Origin of the sequence: Acidocella sp. (assembly GCF_052326845.1) — a bacterium.
Taxonomy (GTDB): domain Bacteria; phylum Pseudomonadota; class Alphaproteobacteria; order Acetobacterales; family Acetobacteraceae; genus Acidocella.
Genome location: NZ_JBKQJR010000042.1, coordinates 1 through 16863, shown reverse-complemented (window position 1 = coordinate 16863; position 16863 = coordinate 1). Strand labels below are relative to the sequence as shown.

Annotated in this window: 19 protein-coding genes and 1 pseudogene; 6 read left to right on the top strand and 14 right to left on the bottom strand. The window is 66.6% G+C overall.

The window, feature by feature from the left end; all coding sequences use genetic code 11:
- The 3 genes and pseudogenes from ACLPJJ_RS02910 to rpmG form a co-directional block, all read left to right on the top strand.
- Positions 1 to 251: pseudogene (locus tag ACLPJJ_RS02910) on the top strand (ribonuclease R); the annotation flags it as partial.
- Positions 248 to 1771, top strand: a complete 1524-nt coding sequence (locus ACLPJJ_RS02905; protein ID WP_443589324.1) for a S41 family peptidase — start codon at positions 248 to 250, stop codon at positions 1769 to 1771. The pseudogene ACLPJJ_RS02910 and the gene ACLPJJ_RS02905, both read left to right, overlap by 4 nt.
- A 68-nt stretch (positions 1772 to 1839) precedes the next feature.
- On the top strand, positions 1840 to 2007 hold the full coding sequence (gene rpmG / locus ACLPJJ_RS02900; protein ID WP_048877824.1) for a 50S ribosomal protein L33: 168 nt from the start codon (positions 1840 to 1842) through the stop codon (positions 2005 to 2007).
- A gap of 111 nt (positions 2008 to 2118) precedes the next feature.
- Here the strand turns inward: rpmG and thiL are convergent, their stop codons facing one another.
- From thiL to ACLPJJ_RS02850, 10 genes are read right to left on the bottom strand one after another with little or no spacing between them, the layout of a single operon-like run.
- Positions 2119 to 3054 carry a thiamine-phosphate kinase gene (gene thiL / locus ACLPJJ_RS02895; RefSeq protein WP_443589322.1) on the bottom strand — a complete coding sequence of 312 codons (936 nt, stop codon included), beginning with the start codon at positions 3052 to 3054 and terminating at the stop codon, positions 2119 to 2121.
- A complete protein-coding gene (nusB, locus tag ACLPJJ_RS02890) occupies positions 3054 to 3530 on the bottom strand; it encodes a transcription antitermination factor NusB (RefSeq protein ID WP_443589321.1) in 477 nt (158 codons plus the stop codon). The genes thiL and nusB overlap by 1 nt, the downstream gene beginning before the upstream one ends.
- On the bottom strand, positions 3527 to 4006 hold the full coding sequence (ribH, locus tag ACLPJJ_RS02885) for a 6,7-dimethyl-8-ribityllumazine synthase (protein WP_443589319.1): 480 nt from the start codon (positions 4004 to 4006) through the stop codon (positions 3527 to 3529). Before ribH ends, nusB begins: the two co-directional genes overlap by 4 nt.
- A complete protein-coding gene (ribB, locus tag ACLPJJ_RS02880) occupies positions 4003 to 5124 on the bottom strand; it encodes a 3,4-dihydroxy-2-butanone-4-phosphate synthase (RefSeq protein WP_443589317.1) in 1122 nt (373 codons plus the stop codon). The genes ribH and ribB overlap by 4 nt, the downstream gene beginning before the upstream one ends.
- A 31-nt stretch (positions 5125 to 5155) precedes the next feature.
- Positions 5156 to 5770, bottom strand: coding sequence for a riboflavin synthase (locus ACLPJJ_RS02875; RefSeq protein WP_443589316.1), 615 nt, complete (start codon positions 5768 to 5770; stop codon positions 5156 to 5158).
- Entirely contained in the window at positions 5771 to 6865 is a 1095-nt protein-coding gene (gene ribD, locus ACLPJJ_RS02870) for a bifunctional diaminohydroxyphosphoribosylaminopyrimidine deaminase/5-amino-6-(5-phosphoribosylamino)uracil reductase RibD (protein WP_443589314.1), read from the bottom strand.
- The gene (nrdR, locus tag ACLPJJ_RS02865; protein ID WP_443589312.1) at positions 6858 to 7343 is read right to left on the bottom strand and encodes a transcriptional regulator NrdR; all 486 of its coding nucleotides are present in this window, start codon (positions 7341 to 7343) and stop codon (positions 6858 to 6860) included. Before nrdR ends, ribD begins: the two co-directional genes overlap by 8 nt.
- A 6-nt stretch (positions 7344 to 7349) precedes the next feature.
- On the bottom strand, positions 7350 to 8633 hold the full coding sequence (glyA, locus tag ACLPJJ_RS02860; RefSeq protein WP_443589310.1) for a serine hydroxymethyltransferase: 1284 nt from the start codon (positions 8631 to 8633) through the stop codon (positions 7350 to 7352).
- Positions 8630 to 9088 carry a ribose 5-phosphate isomerase B gene (gene rpiB, locus ACLPJJ_RS02855; RefSeq protein ID WP_443589308.1) on the bottom strand — a complete coding sequence of 153 codons (459 nt, stop codon included), beginning with the start codon at positions 9086 to 9088 and terminating at the stop codon, positions 8630 to 8632. Before rpiB ends, glyA begins: the two co-directional genes overlap by 4 nt.
- A 36-nt stretch (positions 9089 to 9124) precedes the next feature.
- A complete protein-coding gene (locus ACLPJJ_RS02850) occupies positions 9125 to 10387 on the bottom strand; it encodes an NRAMP family divalent metal transporter (RefSeq protein WP_443589306.1) in 1263 nt (420 codons plus the stop codon).
- Between the two features lie 240 nt (positions 10388 to 10627).
- Between ACLPJJ_RS02850 and hemB the strand changes: the two genes are divergently transcribed.
- Together hemB and ACLPJJ_RS02840 are read left to right on the top strand one after the other, a co-directional pair.
- Complete coding sequence (gene hemB, locus ACLPJJ_RS02845; RefSeq protein WP_443589304.1) at positions 10628 to 11620, top strand: porphobilinogen synthase; 993 nt, start codon at positions 10628 to 10630, stop codon at positions 11618 to 11620.
- 3 nt (positions 11621 to 11623) lie between these two features.
- Positions 11624 to 12550, top strand: coding sequence for an oxidoreductase (locus ACLPJJ_RS02840; protein WP_443589302.1), 927 nt, complete (start codon positions 11624 to 11626; stop codon positions 12548 to 12550).
- Here the strand turns inward: ACLPJJ_RS02840 and ACLPJJ_RS02835 are convergent.
- A complete protein-coding gene (locus tag ACLPJJ_RS02835) occupies positions 12534 to 13205 on the bottom strand; it encodes a squalene/phytoene synthase family protein (RefSeq protein WP_443589300.1) in 672 nt (223 codons plus the stop codon). The two genes, ACLPJJ_RS02840 and ACLPJJ_RS02835, sit on opposite strands and share 17 nt — an antisense overlap.
- 52 nt (positions 13206 to 13257) lie before the next feature.
- Between ACLPJJ_RS02835 and ACLPJJ_RS02830 the strand changes: the two genes are divergently transcribed.
- On the top strand, positions 13258 to 13866 hold the full coding sequence (locus tag ACLPJJ_RS02830; protein ID WP_443589298.1) for a superoxide dismutase: 609 nt from the start codon (positions 13258 to 13260) through the stop codon (positions 13864 to 13866).
- 35 nt (positions 13867 to 13901) lie between these two features.
- On the opposite strand, the gene ACLPJJ_RS02825 is transcribed toward ACLPJJ_RS02830, so the two are convergent.
- The 3 genes from ACLPJJ_RS02825 to ACLPJJ_RS02815 form a co-directional block, all read right to left on the bottom strand.
- Complete coding sequence (locus tag ACLPJJ_RS02825) at positions 13902 to 14375, bottom strand: GNAT family N-acetyltransferase (protein ID WP_443589325.1); 474 nt, start codon at positions 14373 to 14375, stop codon at positions 13902 to 13904.
- Between the two features lie 55 nt (positions 14376 to 14430).
- The gene (gene glnT / locus ACLPJJ_RS02820) at positions 14431 to 15732 is read right to left on the bottom strand and encodes a type III glutamate--ammonia ligase (protein WP_443589296.1); all 1302 of its coding nucleotides are present in this window, start codon (positions 15730 to 15732) and stop codon (positions 14431 to 14433) included.
- A gap of 19 nt (positions 15733 to 15751) precedes the next feature.
- Positions 15752 to 16863, bottom strand: a 1112-nt coding sequence (locus ACLPJJ_RS02815) for an FMN-binding glutamate synthase family protein (protein ID WP_443589294.1), incomplete at its 5' end; no start/stop codon positions are given.

The window sequence follows — 16863 nt, the reverse complement described above, 5'->3', positions numbered from 1 at the left end:
ATGATTACTGGGTCTTCGATGAAGCCACCCAAACTGTGTCCGGCCGCCGGAGCCGCCATGTCTTCTCCCTGGCACAACCTATCGAGGTCCGGCTGAACGAGGCCCGGCCTGTCACCGGCGGGCTGCTGTTCGGCGTGGCCGAGGCGCTGCCCGGCCCCGTCAGGCGCGGCAAGTCCCTGCGGGCGAAACCCGGACGCGCGCCGGGCGCCACGCCCGGCAAGCCCAAGCACAAGCAGAAGCGGCGCAGGTGAGGCGCGCGGTTCTCCTTATTGTCGTCTGCCTTTGCGGCGGCCTGTGGACCCGCACGGCCGAAGCCGCCCCCATGGGCTTCGATGCCGCCACCGCCGGGGCCGTGTGGTCCGCCGCCCTCACCTATATCGCCCCGCGCTCGCTGCAGCCGCTCACCATCCCGCAGATGACGATCTGGGGCCTGAACGGCCTCGCGGCGCTGGACCCGGACCTGAACACCACCCTGCAAGAGGGACAGGTGCGCCTCTACGGCCCCAACGCGCTGCTGCTCGCCATCCAAGCACCCGCTGACAACGACGCCGCCGGCTGGGGCAAGGCCGCCGCGCAGATCGCCGCCGCCGCCTATGCCGCCTCGCCCGCCTTGCAGCAGGCCGGCACGCAGGAGATCGTCAGCAGCTTCTTCGACGAGCTGTTCAACCATTTCGACCCCTATTCCCGCTACGAGACACCAACGGTGGCGGCCCAGAACCAGCTGGTGTTCATGGGCCTCGCCAGCACGGGCCTCACCCTGGACAGCAAAGCCGGCCATGTCGTGATCAGCGCCGTGGCAGCGGACAGCCCGGCCGAGAATGCCGGTCTCACCCCAGGCTTGGTCGTGCTCTCGGTGGATGGCCGAGCCGCCTATCCCGGCGCGGTCGCCACGCTCAACGCCAACATGAACGGCATGTCCGGCAGCACCACCACGCTCTCGTTGCAGGACACGTCGGACGGCCCGCCTACTGAAGAGCAGGTCACGCTGACCCGCGGCTTCGTCCCGCCGCAGACCGTGTTCCCCGAAGCCTCGCCCGGCCCCGGGCTGATCGCGCTGAAGATCAGCGCCTTCAACAAGGGCACAGCCGACCAGCTCACCACCGCCCTCGCTGCGCTGATGGCCCAACGCCCCGCCCCCACCGGGCTGGTGCTGGATTTGCGCGGCAACCGTGGCGGCGTGCTGCGCCAGGCCGTGCTGGTGGCGGATTCGCTGCTGCCCGCGGGGATGATCGTGCAGACCGTGGGGCGCGACCCGGATGCGGACCAGAGCTTCAACGCCGAAGGCGCCGACCTCACACTTGGCGCGAGGCTGGCGGTGCTGGTCGATGGTCAGACCGCCAGCGCGGCGGAGATCCTGGCTGCCGCCCTGGCCGATAATGGCCGGGCAGTCGTCATTGGCTCCGAGACGCTGGGCAAGGGCTTGGTGCAGACCTTGACCAGCCTGCCCGATGGCGGCGAGTTGTACGTGACTTGGAGCCGCGTGCTGGCCCCGCACGGCTGGCCTATGCAAAGCCTGGGGGTGATGCCGCAGGTTTGCACGAGCCTGGGGCCCGAGATGCTGGATACCGAGCTGGCATCGCTGGACAAGGGCAGCAACATGCAGGCCATGGCCGTGGCGGCGGCACGAGCGATGCGCGCCCCTGTGGACATGGATAGCGTGCTGCAAATCCGCAACCAGTGCCCGGCCGATATCGGAACGGATATGGACTTTACCGCCGCCAGCCATATCCTGGCCTCACAGACCGCTTATCAGGCAGCTTTGCTGCGCTAGAAGCCAAACCCGCACTTGACGAAACCGCTTAACCTGCGCCATACGGCGCGCTCTGGAGATTCGTAATCATGGCAAAGTCTAACGTCGTTCAAATCAAGCTCGTTTCCACCGCTGACACTGGTTACTTCTATGTGACCAAGAAGAACGCGCGCGCTCAGACGCAGAAGCTGGAGCTCAACAAGTACGATCCGGTCGTGCGCAAGCACGTCAAGTTCAAGGAAGCCAAGATCAAGTAAGCGCCGCACCCGCGACGCTGCTCTTTCTGCCGCAACCCGTCCCCCCGGCGCTTTTGCTCCGGGGGTTTTTGCGTGCGTGCGGAGCTCATTAACCCGTTTCTGGTTAATTTCTTAAAAATGCTTCCATCCCAGGGACTTGAAGGCCATTTCCGTCCCGGCGCCGGAAAGCACGCACACCCCTGCCCCTGGTTCGAATGCGCCGATCTTTGTCACCGGCAGATCGCCACAGGCGGCCTTCAGGGCCTCCGCGCGCCCTGGCGGCACCGCCAGGATCAACTCGTAGTCATCCCCGCCGGTGAGGCGCGCCTGCAGCACCTCCTCGCCCAGAGCTGCCGCCGCGGGCGAGGCCGGAACCAGCCCCGCCTCGATGACAGCGCGCAGCCCCGATTCCTCCACGATATGCGAGAGGTCCTGCACCAGCCCGTCCGAGACATCGATGGCGGCGGAGACGATCCCCGCCAGTTCCAGCCCGACTCGCGGCGCCGGCAGCAGGGAGCGCTGCGTGAAAAACCCCGTGGGGTCCTTGCGCTGGCCGCGCCGCGCCTGCAGGCCCAGCACAGCGTCGCCAATGGTGCCGGTCACCCAGATCTCATCCCCTGCCCTGGCCCCGTTGCGGCGCAGCGCAGCGCCCGGCGCCACCGTGCCCAGCAGCGTGGCCGTAAGCGCGATACCATGCAGCGAGGATGACGAATCCCCGCCGAGCAGCTCGATGTTGAAAATCTCCTGGTCCTGGCGCAGCCCGGCGGCGAAGCCCGCCAGCCAGTCCTCGGGCAGTGCCACCGGCAGCGCCGTGGTCAGCAGATAGCCGAGCGGCGCCGCACCCATGGCGGCAAGGTCGGAGAGGTTGCGGCGCAGCAGCTTGCGCGCAATCAGCGCCGGATCTTCGCCGGAGAGGAAATGCACCCCCTCCAGCATCTGGTCCACGGTGAGCACCAGTTCGCGCCCCGGCGGCGGGGCGAGCACGGCGGCGTCGTCCTTCAGCCCCAGCCCCGCCTCTCCCGCCAGCGGCGCTAAATACCGCGCGATGCGGGAGAACTCGTCAGGCATCAGTTGGCCGCGGGGAACTCCGCCGGGCGCAGCAGGTGCGCGAGGCGGTCCAACACGCCGTTGAGCATGCGAGGCTCCTCACCGGAGAAGAAGCCATGCGCCACGTCCATGTACTCGTTGATCACGACCTTGGCGGGCGGGCCGTCGCTCATCCACAGCTCGGCGCCACCGGCGCGCATGCCCGCGCGCAGCACCGGGTCCAGCCGGTTCATCGGCCAGCTTTCCGGCAGGGCGCTGGCGATCATGCCGTCGATGGTGTCCTGCTGCTGCGTGGCGGTGCGGACGATGCGGGCGAAGAGCGGCACATCGGCGGCGGGCAAGCGCCCCTCCTCCACCCCGCCGCTGCCCGGCGGGTCGCCGATGCGGTGGCGCACGAACTGGTCGATCACGGCCTCGCCGCTCTGTCCGGCCTGTTCGGCCTGGTAAAGCGCCTGCACGGCGGCGACGCGCGAGAGGGTACGAGGACGGCCGCTCATGCCGCCAACTCCCGCTTCAGCACGATCTGCTTGAGGCAGGCCACGGCGGCCTCGGCCCCCTTGTTGGAGCCGGTCTCATGGCTGCGGGCCAGGGCCTGGTCCAGCCTGTCCACCGTGAGCAGCGCCGTGCCCAGGCAGAGCACTTGACGGGTGGCCACCTGCATCATCCCGTCCATGGCGGCGGCGCAGATGAAATCATAATGGTCGGTCTCGCCACGGACCACGCAGCCCAGGGCGACATAGCCATCGAAGTCCTGGACAGAGTCGGCGGCGATCGCCAGGGCCTGTGGCAGCTCATACGCGCCCCCGACCTCGACGACCGAAACCTTGGCCTCCGCCTGGGCGAAAATGGCGCGGGCGGCGGCGAGCATGCCGTCCACCACCTGGCGGTAATAGGGCGCGCTGATCACCAGGATGCGCGGCGCGGCGCCGGGCACGCGGGGGGCGATCGCGGCGGGAGCGTCAGCCGTGCTCATGCCTCCCCCCCGATCTGGCGCTGCTCGACCACGTTCAGCCCGTAGCCATCCAGGCCAATAATATGGCGCTTGTGGTTGGAGAGCAGGATCATGTTCTTCACACCGAGATCGAGCAGGATCTGCGCGCCGATGCCGTAGTCGCGCAGGTCCGAGACTGGCCGCGTCCCCTCGACGAGCGCGCGGATGCCCGCCGACATCGCCGCCTTGCGCTGCTCGCGCACGATCACCACCACGCCGCGCTGAGCAGCGGTGATCTGCGCCATGGCGCCGTGGAGGGCGTTGATGTGCCCAGCCCCGAGCACGTCGGCGATGAGGTCCATGCCATGCATGCGCACCAGCACCGGCTCCTCTCCCGAGATGTCGCCCTTCACCAGCGCCAGATGCTCCAGCCCATCCACCTTGCTCTCGAAGGCGATGATCTTCCAGCTCTGCCCGTCCGCCGAGGCGACATTGCCCTGCTCAACGCGCTTGACCAGCTTCTCATTGGCGCGGCGGTAGGCGATGAGGTCGGCGATGGTGCCGAGCTTGAGGTTGTGGCGCTGGGCGAAGGCGACGAGGTCCGGCAGGCGGGCCATGGTGCCGTCGTCGTTGATGATCTCGCAGATCACACCGGCGGGGATCAGCCCGGCGAGGCGGGAGATGTCCACCGAGGCTTCCGTATGCCCGGCGCGCACCAGCGTGCCGCCATCACGGGCCATGAGCGGGAAGATATGCCCGGGGGAGACGATGTCGTCACGGCCCAGCTCCGGGTTGATCGCCACGGCGATGGTCCGGGCGCGGTCGGCGGCGGAGATGCCGGTGGTGACGCCTTCCTTCGCCTCGATGGAGACGGTGAAAGCCGTCTCGTGCCGCGTGCCGTTGGCCTGGGTCATCAGCGGCAGGCTGAGCGCCTCGCAGCGGGCCTTGGTCATGGCCAGGCAGACCAGGCCGCGCGCGTGCTTGATCATGAAATTGATCGCGTCCGGTGTGGCGAACTGCGCGGGGATGACGAGATCGCCCTCGTTCTCGCGGTCCTCGTCATCCACCAGGATGAAGATGCGCCCGGCCCGGGCTTCCTCGATGATCTCGGAAGCGGGGGAAATATAGTCGTGCAGCGTGGAGGTCTTCAGGCCTTGCATACGGCGGTTTTCCTTGACTGGCGCGCGGAGGTCACGCGCCCTTGAAGCTGAGCTGGCGGGCGACATAGCGCGCCAGCATGTCGATTTCCACATTCACCGCATCTCCTACCTGCAAGGTATGGAAATTTGTGTGCGCGGCGGTGTGGGGAATGATATTGATGCCGAAGTTCCGGCCTTCAACCTCGTTGACCGTGAGCGACACGCCGTTGATGGCGATGCTGCCCTTGGGCGCGACGAAGGGGGCAAGATCGGGCGGCAGGCGGAACACCCAGCGCGTGGAGCCGTGCTCCGGCGTGGCGGAGACGATCTCGGCCAGGCCGTCCACATGGCCGGAGACCAGATGCCCGCCAATTTCGTCGCCCAGGCGCAGCGAGCCTTCGAGGTTGATCTTGCTGCCCGGCTTCCAGGTGCCCAGCGTGGCCTTGGAGAGGGTCTCGGCCGAAACCTCGACGGCGAACCAGTCCGCCCCGGATTCGACGACAGTGAGGCACACGCCCGAGCAGGCGATGGAGGCGCCGAGCTTCTTCTCGGCATCCGTCCAGGCATCGTTATCCGGCGTGGCGATGACGAAACGGGCATCCTTGCCGCCGCCAAGGGGCTGCACTTCGCGCACCGTGCCGATGCCGGTGATCAATCCGGTGAACATTTATCCGATCTTCCTGAAATTGGTGAGTACATCCTCGCCCCATTGCTGGCGCGAGACGGCGCGGAAGCGCGGCATCTCCTCCAGCCGGGCAATGCCGAAAGCCTGCGCCGCGGGCCAGCCATCGCCGCCCATGACGGCAGGGGCGTGGAACCAGGAGAGACGGTCCACGAGCCTGGCGCGCAGCATGCTGGCGGCAATAGACCCGCCGCCCTCGACCAGCACGCGGGTGAGGCCGTGTTTGGCAAGCGCCTGCACACCGGCCACCAGATCCACTCCAACAGTGCTGGGCGGCAGCTCGATGAGTTTGACCCCGGCGCTCTCCAGCGCTTTGCAGCGCAGCGGGTCAGCGCCATCGCGGTGCAGGATCCACAACGGATCCTGCGTAGCACCCCGCACCAGCTTGGAAAGCAAGGGCGTGCGCAGATGGCTGTCCACCACCACCCGCACCAGCTTGGCGGCACGGAAACCGTCGAGCCGGCAGGTCAGCTCCGGGTCATCCGCCAGCACGGTGCCCACGCCGACCAGCACCGCATCGTGCCGTCCGCGCATGGCATGCGAGGCCCGGCGCGCCTCGGGGCCCGTGATCCATTGCGATTCGCCCTTGGCGGTGGCGATCTTGCCGTCCAGCGTGGTGGCGAGCTTGAGGCGGATCAGCGGCCGCCCCTGGCGCTGCACCAGGGCGAAGCCTTCCACCACTGCCTCACATTCCGCGCGCCGGACACCCTCGGTCACCGCGATGCCCGCTTCGCGCAGCCGGGCCAGCCCGGCGCCGTTCACCTTGGGGTGCGGGTCCGTCGCGCCGACAACCACGCGCTTGATCCCGGCGGCTATCAACGCCTCCGTACAAGCACCTGATTTTCCAACAAAATTGCATGGCTCCAGGGTGACGTAAGCCGTCGCCCCGCGCGCCGCCGCGCCAGCAGCCTGCAGCGCCACCACCTCGGCATGCGGGCGCCCGCCGGCGGCGGTGTTGCCACGGCCAACCACGCGGCCATCCTTGACGATGACGCAGCCAACGGAAGGGTTGGGCGCCGTTTGCCCCAGGCCGCGCCGGGCCAGGGACAAGGCGGCAAGCATATGCGCTTCGTCAGTCATTGCCTGCCCTCTCCGAGGTGGCCAACGGCGCGCCATCCATGCCGCCGAGGAATTCCTCGAAATCCCTGGCCTCGCGGAAGTCGCGGTAGACCGAGGCGAAGCGGACATAGGCCACGGCGTCAACGGCCTTGAGCGCGTCCATCACGGCCTCGCCGATCTGATCGCTCTTGATCTCGCTATCGCCGCTGGCTTCCAGCTTGCGGACAATGCCGTTGACGATGCGCTCCTGACGCTCCTCTTCCACAGGGCGCTTGTTCAGCGCCACGCGGATGGAGCGGGCCAGCTTGTCACGGTCGAAGGCGACGCGGCGGCCATCGGCCTTCACCACCACCAACTCACGCAGCTGCACCCGTTCCACGGTGGTGAAGCGCTGACCGCAGGCCGAGCAGAACCGGCGGCGGCGGATGGCGCTGCCGTCATCCGTAGGCCGGCTGTCTTTTACCTGTGTGTCGGACTCACCGCAGAACGGGCAGCGCATGGCGTGTTACCGGTAGATGGGGAAGCGCGCGCAGAGCGCCTTCACCCGCGCGCCCACGGCAGCCTCGGCAGCGTCGTTGGTGCCGTCGTTGGACTTGGCCAGGCCGTCCAGCACTTCGCCGATCATCAGGCCGATCTCCTTGAACTCGCCAACGCCGAAGCCGCGCGAGGTGGCGGCCGGGGTGCCAAGGCGGATGCCGGAGGTGATGGCGGGCTTCGCCGGGTCGAACGGAATGGCGTTCTTGTTGGCGGTGATGTGGGCGCGCTCGAGGGACGCCTCAGCCGCCTTGCCGGTGGTGTTCTTCGGCCGCAGGTCCACCAGCATCAGATGCGAATCGGTTCCACCCGTGACGATGGCCAGCCCCTGCTGGACCAGCGTTTCCGCCAGCGTCTTGGCGTTGGCGACCACGGATTTCTGGTAGGCCACGAACTCGGGCGTCAGCGCCTCGCCGAAGGCCACGGCCTTGGCGGCGATGACGTGCATCAGCGGGCCGCCCTGCAGGCCGGGGAAGATCGCGGAGTTGATCTTCTTGGCGATCTCTTCGTGGTTCGTCAGCACCATGCCGCCGCGCGGACCGCGCAACGTCTTGTGCGTGGTGGTGGTGACGACATGGGCGTGCGGCAGCGGGTTGGGGAAGATGCCCGCGGCGACAAGACCGGCGAAATGCGCCATGTCCACCATGAAATACGCACCCACCTCATCAGCCACGGCGCGGATGCGGGCGAAGTCGATGAAGCGCGGATAGGCGGAGCCGCCGGCGATGATCAGCTTGGGCTTGTGCTCGCGGGCCAGGCGCTCCAGCTCCTCGTAATCGAGCAGGCCATCATCCTTGCGCACGCCGTACTGCACGGCGTTGAACCACTTGCCGGAGAGGTTGGGCGCGGCGCCATGGGTGAGATGCCCGCCAGCGGCCAACGACATCCCCAGGATGGTGTCGCCCGGCTGGATCAGCGCCAGGAACACGGACTGGTTGGCCTGGGAGCCGGAATTGGCCTGCACGTTGGCAAAGCCCGCATTGAACATCTTCTTGGCGCGCTCGATGGCCAGCGTCTCCACCTCGTCCGAGGGGCCGCAGCCGCCGTAATAGCGCTTGCCGGGATAGCCTTCCGCGTACTTGTTGGTGAACACCGAGCCCTGCGCGGCCAGCACGGCGGCGGAGACGATGTTTTCGGAAGCGATCAGCTCGATGCCGTCCTGCTCGCGGGCCAGCTCACGGCCGATGATCGCGGCGATCTCGGGATCGGTCTGGTCGAGCGGGGCGGAGAAGAAGCGCGCGAGGGTCTGCGTCATGGCGTGTTTTCCGGGTTCTGGTTGATCTTGGCGAGGCGGCGTTCGTGGCGGCCGCCTTCAAACTTGGTGGCGAGGAAGGTCTGCAGGATATCGAGCGCCACTTCCTCGCCGGTGATGCGGGCGCCAAGGGCCAGCACATTGGCGTCGTTATGCTGGCGGGTGAGCCGGGCGGTGGTGACATCGTGCACCAGGGCGCAGCGTATGGCCGGGTTGCGGTTGGCGGCGATGCTCATGCCGATGCCGGTGCCACAGACGAGGAGGCCGAAATCGGCGCGCTTCTCCACCACCGCGGCGCAAACCGCGTGGGCGAAATCAGGATAGTCGACGCTTTCCGGGCCATCAGTGCCGAAATCCAGCAACTGATGACCTGCCTCGGCCAGCACCACCGCCAGCCGTGTCTTCAGGTTCACGCCACCATGGTCGGCCCCGAGGGCCAGGATCAAAGAACGAGTCATGCCGTCCCCTTATCATGCGGGGGCGGCATAAGGAAACTAGCTAAGGAACAGCCCGCCTATGCCGCCCAGCACGCCAAAGCCGCAGGTAATGGCACAGACCGCGAAGACAACCCACATGTACCAGCCCTTGAGCTTGTGGCTCTCCGGCAGGGTGACCATGGCGAGGCGGACGAGGAAGCCGAGCACCACCGGCAGCAGCAGCGCATTCATCACCTGCACGCCGACATTCAGGCTGATCAGGTTGGGCACCAGCCCCACCACCAGCGCGCCGCCGATGACGCAGACGGCGTAAACGCCATAGAACCATTTGGCCTTGAGCGGATGGTATTCCAGCGAGCGGCGGTAACCCGCGACCTCGCCCAGCCCCCAGGCCAGCGCCAGAGACGCGACGATGGCCGCCACCAGCCCCGCCCCCAGCACGCCGAAGGCGAACACCACCTTGCCGACCTCGGCGCCGAGATACGGCGTCATGGCCAAGCTCATCTGCCCGACGGTGGAGAGGCTGGCCTGCGGCGCGTGCGGGCGGATGGAGGCGGCGGCGGCGATGAGCACAGCAGCCATCACCAGCTGGGTGATGACGGCGCCGATCGCGGTATCCCAGCGCGAGGCAGGGAAATGCTCGGCCCGCAGCCGCTTATCCGCCACGGCGGATTGCTGGTAGAACACCATCCAGGGCATGATCACCGCGCCGATATTGGCGGCGACGAGATATTCATAGCTGGCGTTGAACACGGGCGGGTGCAGCGACTCGCTGGCCATCAGCCCGGCATCCGGATGCGCCGCCCAGGCGACGAAGAAGAACGCCAGCTCGAACAACCCCACCGCGATGGCGACGCGCTCGACGCGGCGATACGAACCGGTGACGACGATGGCGAGCAAGGCCGCGGCGGCCAGCGGCAGAGAGACATAATGCGGGATGCCGAACAGATCGCCCACGCCGGCCACGCCGGAGAACTCGGTTAGCAGCGCGCCGATGGTGGCCACCGCCAGCCCGGAGGCCGAGAACCACGCCCAGCCGGGACCGAATGCCTCGCGGATCAGCTCGCCATGGCCTTTGCCGGTGAAGATGCCGAGCCGCACGGTGAGTTCCTGCACGATGTAGAGCACCGGCATGAGGATGAACTGCGGCAGTAGCAGCTTGTAGCCCCACTGCACGCCGCTCTGCCCGGCGGTGATGATGGAGCCAACATCGGTATCCGCCAGCATGACGACGAGGCCGGGGCCGAATACGGCCACCAGCATGGCCCAGCCGGGCAGCCTCCGGCGCGAGGCGGTTTGCGGAGTGGTTGCGCTTGTCATTTTTGTGGAGTCCACTCCCGGTTCCTGTAACTGCAATTCATTCTAGCCTTCTGGTACTGCGAATAGTTTTCAATGCCTCCGCCGTGCCGATCATTGATCTGGATCAAGCCTCTTCGCATTCCTGGGTCCTTTGCTGAGATGCGATTGCAATTCATTCTTAATTGAGGCTCTAGCTAGCTTGCCTCCAGCTGCGCTGTCAACCGCCTCGCGCCGCGTGCGGAACCGGGTTAGGATGCGCACATGACACTGCAAAGCTTTCCCGCCACCCGCCTGCGCCGCAACCGCTTCGATGACGCCACCCGCCGCCTGGTGGCCGAACACCGCCTCTCGGTCGATGACCTGATCTGGCCGATCTTCATCCGCGAAGGCGGCGGCGCGCCAACCGAGATCAGCGCCATGCCGGGCGTGTTCCGCGCCGGGCTCGATGGCTTGGCAAAGCATGTGGAAGAGGCGGCAAAGCTCGGCATTCCCGCCATCGCGCTGTTCCCCGCCACCCCGGCCGAGAAGAAGAACGCGGAAGGGTCCGAGGCGCTGAACCCGGAAAACCTGATGTGCCAGGCGACGCGGATCCTGAAGCGCGAATTCCCGCAGATCGCCCTGATCGGCGACGTGGCGCTCGACCCCTACACCGACCACGGGCATGACGGCATCTTGGTGGATGGCTATGTCGCCAACGACGAAAGCGTGGAGATCCTGGTGAAGCAGGCGGTGAACCAGGCCGCGGCGGGGATCGACATCATCGCCCCCTCCGACATGATGGACGGGCGCATCGGCGAGATCCGCGCCGCGCTGGATGAAGCTGGGCTCATCAACACCCGCATCATGAGCTACGCGGCGAAATACGCCTCGGCCTTCTACGGCCCGTTCCGGGATGCCATCGGCTCCTCCGGCGCGCTGAAGGGCGACAAGAAAACCTACCAGATGAACCCGGCCAATTCCGACGAGGCGCTGCGCGAGGTGGCGATGGACATCGCCGAAGGCGCGGACATGATCATGGTGAAGCCGGGCATGCCGTATCTGGACATCATCCGGCGGGTGAAGGACCGCTTCGAGATGCCGGTGTTCGCCTACCAGGTCTCGGGCGAGTACTCGATGATCGTTGCGGCGGCGCGCAATGGCTGGCTGGATGGTGACAAGGCAATGCTGGAGAGCCTGCTTGCGTTCAAACGCGCAGGATGTTCTGGTATCCTAACATATTTCGCCGTGCAGGCGGCAAAACTCATGGAGGGATAATAAATGTCGCTTTGGCCCGGTGCGAAACTGCCCGACTTGACGGACAAGACTGTCATCGTCACCGGGGCCAATAGCGGCATCGGCTACTACACCGCTCTGGAGCTGGCGCGCGCCGGGGCGGAGACGGTGCTGGCCTGCCGCAGCGCCGAGAGAGGCGAGTCGGCGGCGGCGCAGATCAATGCCGAAGCACCCGGTCGGGCGAAGTTCCTGAGGCTCGACCTCGCGGATTTCGTCTCGGTGCAGGAGTTCGCCGGGGCGTTCAAGGAAACGCATGGCAAGCTCGACATCCTCATCAACAACGCGGGGGTGATGGCGCCGCACCGGCGGCAGGTGACGGCGCAGGGCTTCGAGCTGCAATTCGGCGTGAATTTTCTCGGACATTTCCTGCTCAACCGCCTGTTGTTGCCGGTGCTGATGGATGCCCCTACCCCGCGCGTGGTGCAGATCTCGTCGATCGCGCACCGGCAGGGGCAGATGGCTTTCGAGGATCTGCAATCCGAGCGGCGCTACAAGCCCTGGCCGGCGTATCAGCAATCCAAGCTGGCCATGCTGATCTTCGCCCAGGAGCTGCAGCGGCGCTCCGATGCCGGGGGCTGGGGGCTGCTCTCGTTGGCGGCGCATCCGGGCATCGCAGCCACCGAGCTGGTGGCGAACGGGCCGGGCAATAAGAGCCTGATGGCCGTGCTGATGAACCTGGGCAAGGCCTTCGTGGTGCAGCCGGGCGATGCCGGGGCGTGGCCGTTGATTCTGGCGGCGACAGACCCGGCGGCCAAGCCGGGCGCGTATTACGGGCCGGTGGGGATCGGCGAGTTCCGTGGCCGGCCTGGCCTGGCCAAGACCATGCCTCAGGCGCTGGACGCGCAGACCGGGGCGCGGTTGTGGCAGGTGGCCGAGGCGTTGACCGGCGGGGTGTTCACACCCGCCCAGTAAGCGCGGCGCGAAGGACAGACATGCGGTCGGCAAGGCCGCGCGGGCCGTAGGGGCGGCCCAGATCGCGCCGGGCGAAGGCGGCGGGCAGCGCCGCGGCCAGGGCGATGCGCGGCGGCCTGGCGGCCAGCAGGGCCTTTGCATGGGCGATCAGTTCGGCATCCGCCGTGCCGTCCTGCGGGCGCAGCGAGGTCGCGCGCAGAATGCCGGAAATGGCGTAGGCGGTGCCGAGATCTTCCACCGCTTCCGAATCGGCGCCCAGCAGCTTGCCAGCGATGCGCGCCAGCCGCCCGCCCGTGTCGCGCGCATAGGCGTGGAACGACGCCGTGTCTTCCAGCTCCGCGCCTAACTCCCGCGCCTCGATCAGCGCCAGCAGATCCTCCCGCGCGAACACCCCCGCCTCCAGCGCGGCGGAGAGCGGCGTGGCGACCTCGTGCTTGCGGGATGCGCCTTCCACCACCTCGCGCCACCATTGCAGGCGGATCATCGCCAGCAGTTGCTCGGAGGCAACCTCATGCGCGCGCGCCAGCTCGTGGTTGAAGAGGTAGAGCAGCGCCAGCGCCTCGCGCTTGTCCGCGGGCGCGAAGAGCGTGCAGAAGAAGCGGTCGGGGTCGGCACTGCGCAACCGGAGGAGGAAACTGTCGCTTGACGGGGGCATCAACTCTCCATAGCTAATTCGCATCACAACATAAACAACTGGAGAGTGCCCCATGGCGTTTGAACTGCCTTCCCTCCCCTACTCCACCTCCGCACTGGCCGAGCTTGGCATGTGCCAGGAGACCCTGGAGCTGCATCACGGCAAGCACCACAACGCCTATGTCACCGCGCTGAACGGCCTGGTGGAGAAGAATGCGGCGCTGCAGGGCAAGTCCCTGGAGGAGCTGGTGAAGCTCTCCCACAACAATGCCGAGCTGACCCCGGTGTTTAACAATGCCGGCCAGCACCTCAACCACAGCCAGTTCTGGCTGAGCCTCTCGCCCACCGGCGGCAAGCTCCCCGGCAAGCTGGAAGCCAAGATCGTCGAGGATTTCGGCTCCGTGGAGGCGTTCAAGGACGCCTTCAAGACCGCCGGCACCACGCAGTTCGGCTCCGGCTGGGCCTGGCTGGTGCTCTCCCCCGAGGGCAAGCTGAAAGTGACCAAGAGCCCGAACGCCTCCACCCCGCTGGTGACCGGCGAAGGCAAGGTGCTGCTGACCTATGACGTGTGGGAGCACGCCTACTACGTCGATTTCCGCAATCGCCGTCCGGACTACATCACCAACTTCCTGGACAAGCTGGCCAACTACGAATACGCCGAAGCGAACCTGCTCTCGGCCTGAAATAGAAAACCCCCTGGCTCCGGCCAGGGGGTTTTTCATAGGCGGCGTTCGTAATAGCGCACGGTTTTGCCGTTGGGCAGCAAGGCGCTGCCGATCTCCTGAAAGCCGAATTTGGAGTGGAACGCTTCCGAGCCCGGATTGGGCGGATCGGCGTTGATCTCGCATGTTACGCGCTCATGCCCGGCGGCGCGGGCGGCGGCGAACAGCGCGTTGTACAGTGCTGCGGCGTGGCCCCTGCCCCGCACGGCCTGGGCGGTCACCACGCGATCAACATAGACGAATTTCGAAAAACGCTGTCGGAACCAGAGGAAATTCTGAGAGTCGTAATCCGCGTCCTGGTCGAAGGCGATGAGAAACGCCTCCGTGCCAATATGCGCGGCGAAGAAAGCCTGCGCGATGAGATGCGCGAAACGAGGTGCGTCGGCAAATGAAAGCTCCTGCGCATGGTCGTTGTTGAGCGCGCGCAGGAGTTCGAGAGACGGGCTGGCGGGGGAAAGCGGCGTGAGCATGCTGCTCACGTCGCATCCCGCGTGGGGTTTAGCAATCCAGCGTGGCGCGTGGGGTTTAGCAATCCAGCGTGGCCTTGCGCTCCCAGTCGGAGAGGTGCGCGGCGTACTCGTTCCACTCGCCGTGCTTCAGCTTGATGTAGGATTTCACGAAGTCTTCGCCGAGGCTCGCCTTCAGCGTCTCGGAGGCCTCGAGGGCGCGCAGCGCGTCCAGCAGGTTCAGCGGGAGGCGCTTGGCATCGGTCACCAGATGGCCGTCGGTGTACATGTTGATGTCCAGGCGCTTGCCGGGGTCGATCTTGTTCTCGATGCCATCCAGCCCGGCGGCGAGGATGCCGGCCTGCAGCAGATACGGATTCGCCGCGCCGTCGGCCAGGCGCATCTCGAACCGGCCCGACTCGGGGATGCGCACCATATGCGTGCGGTTGTTGCCCGAATACGTCACCGTGTTCGGCGCCCAGGTGGCGCCCGAGGTGGTGCGCGGCGCGTTGATGCGCTTGTAGGAATTTACAGTGGGATTCAGCAGCGCTGCCAGCGCGTCGGCATGCTTGATGGCGCCGCCGATGAAGTGATAGCCGAGCTGGGAGACGCCAAGCTCGCCCGCCTCGTCCTCGAACAGGTTTTTGCTCCCATCCCACAGCGAGACATGGCTGTGGCAGCCCGAGCCGGTAAGGCCCAGAAACGGCTTGGGCATGAAGGTGGCGCGCAGCCCGTGCTTCTCGGCAATCGACTTGGCCATGAACTTGAAGAACACATGCCGGTCGGCGGTGATCAGCGCGTCGTCGTAATTCCAGTTCATCTCGAACTGGCCGTTCGCGTCCTCATGGTCGTTCTGGTACGCGCCCCAGCCGAGTTCCAGCATCGCGTCGCAGATCTCGGTGATGACATCGTAGCGGCGCAGCAGGGCCCCGGCGTCGTAACAGGGCTTGGTGGCCGTATCGAGCGCGTCGTCAATCGCCGTGCCGTCAGGCGTGGTCAGGAAGAATTCACATTCCACGCCGCTCTTCATCTGCACGCCGGCGGCCTTGGCCTGCGCCATGACACGCTGCAGCACGTTGCGCGGGCCCTGCTCAACCTTTTCGCCCGCCATGTAGATGTCGGAGGCTAGCCAGCCCACATCCTTCTTCCAGGGCAGCGGCGTCAGCGTGCTGGGGTCGGGCAGCGCGAACATGTCCGGGTCCGCCGGGGAAAGATCGAGCCAGGTGGCGAAGCCCGCGAAGCCCGCGCCGTTCTTCTGCATCCCCGCGATGGCGGAGGCCGGAACCAGCTTTGCGCGCTGGCTGCCGAAAAGGTCCGTGTAGGAAATCAGAAAATATTTTAGTCCGAGTTCTTTCGCCTTTTCGGCCAGCTCAATCGCCATTGTCTTGTTCAGCCCCCTTTTAGAAGTTCTTGCCCGGAATCCAGTTGGTACCCGCCAGCGGCACCTGCGCCATGGCCGCGGCCTCAATGGTCAGCGCCACCAGGTCTTCCGGCTCCAGATTATGCAGATGGCTCTTGCCGCAAGCCCTTGCGAGCGTCTGCGCCTCCAGCGTCAGCACGCTGAGGTAATTCGCCAGACGACGCCCGGCCTTCACCTGGTCCAGCCGCGCGGCCAGCACCGGGTCCTGCGTGGTGATGCCAGCGGGGTCGCGCCCCTCGTGCCAGTCGTCATACGCGCCGGCAGTGGTGCCGAGCTTGCGGTACTCCTCCTCGAACTCCGGCGAGTTGTCGCCCAGCGCGATGAGCGCCGCCGTGCCGATAGCCACTGCATCAGCGCCCAGGGCCAGGGCCTTGGCCACATCGGCGCCCGTGCGGATGCCGCCCGAGACGATGAGCTGGACCTTGCGATGCAGACCGAGATCCTGCAGCGCCTGCACGGCGGGGCGGATGGCGGCGAGGATGGGGATGCCGACATGCTCGATGAACACTTCCTGCGTGGCGGCGGTGCCGCCCTGCATACCGTCCAGCACCACCACATCGGCGCCGGCCTTCACCGCCAGGGCAATGTCGTAATACGGGCGGGACGCGCCGACCTTCACGTAGATCGGCTTCTCCCAGTTGGTCAGCTCGCGCAGCTCGAGGATCTTGATCTCGAGATCGTCCGGGCCGGTCCAGTCCGGATGGCGGCAGGCGGAGCGCTGGTCGATGCCCTTGGGCAGGTTGCGCATCTGTGCCACGCGGTCGGAGATCTTCTGCCCCAGCAGCATGCCGCCGCCACCGGGCTTGGCCCCCTGGCCGATCACCACCTCGATGGCATCGGCCTTGCGCAAATCGGCGAGGTTCATGCCGTAGCGGGACGGCAGATACTGGTACACGAGTGTCTGGCTGTGTCCGCGCTCCTCCGGCGTCATGCCGCCATCGCCCGTGGTTGTGGAGGTGCCCACCGCCGTGGCGCCGCGTCCCAGTGCCTCCTTGGCGTTGCCGGAGAGCGCGCCGAAGGACATGCCCGCGATCGTCACAGGGATCTTCAGGTGGATCGGCTTCTTGGCGAAGCGGGTGCCGAGCACGACAT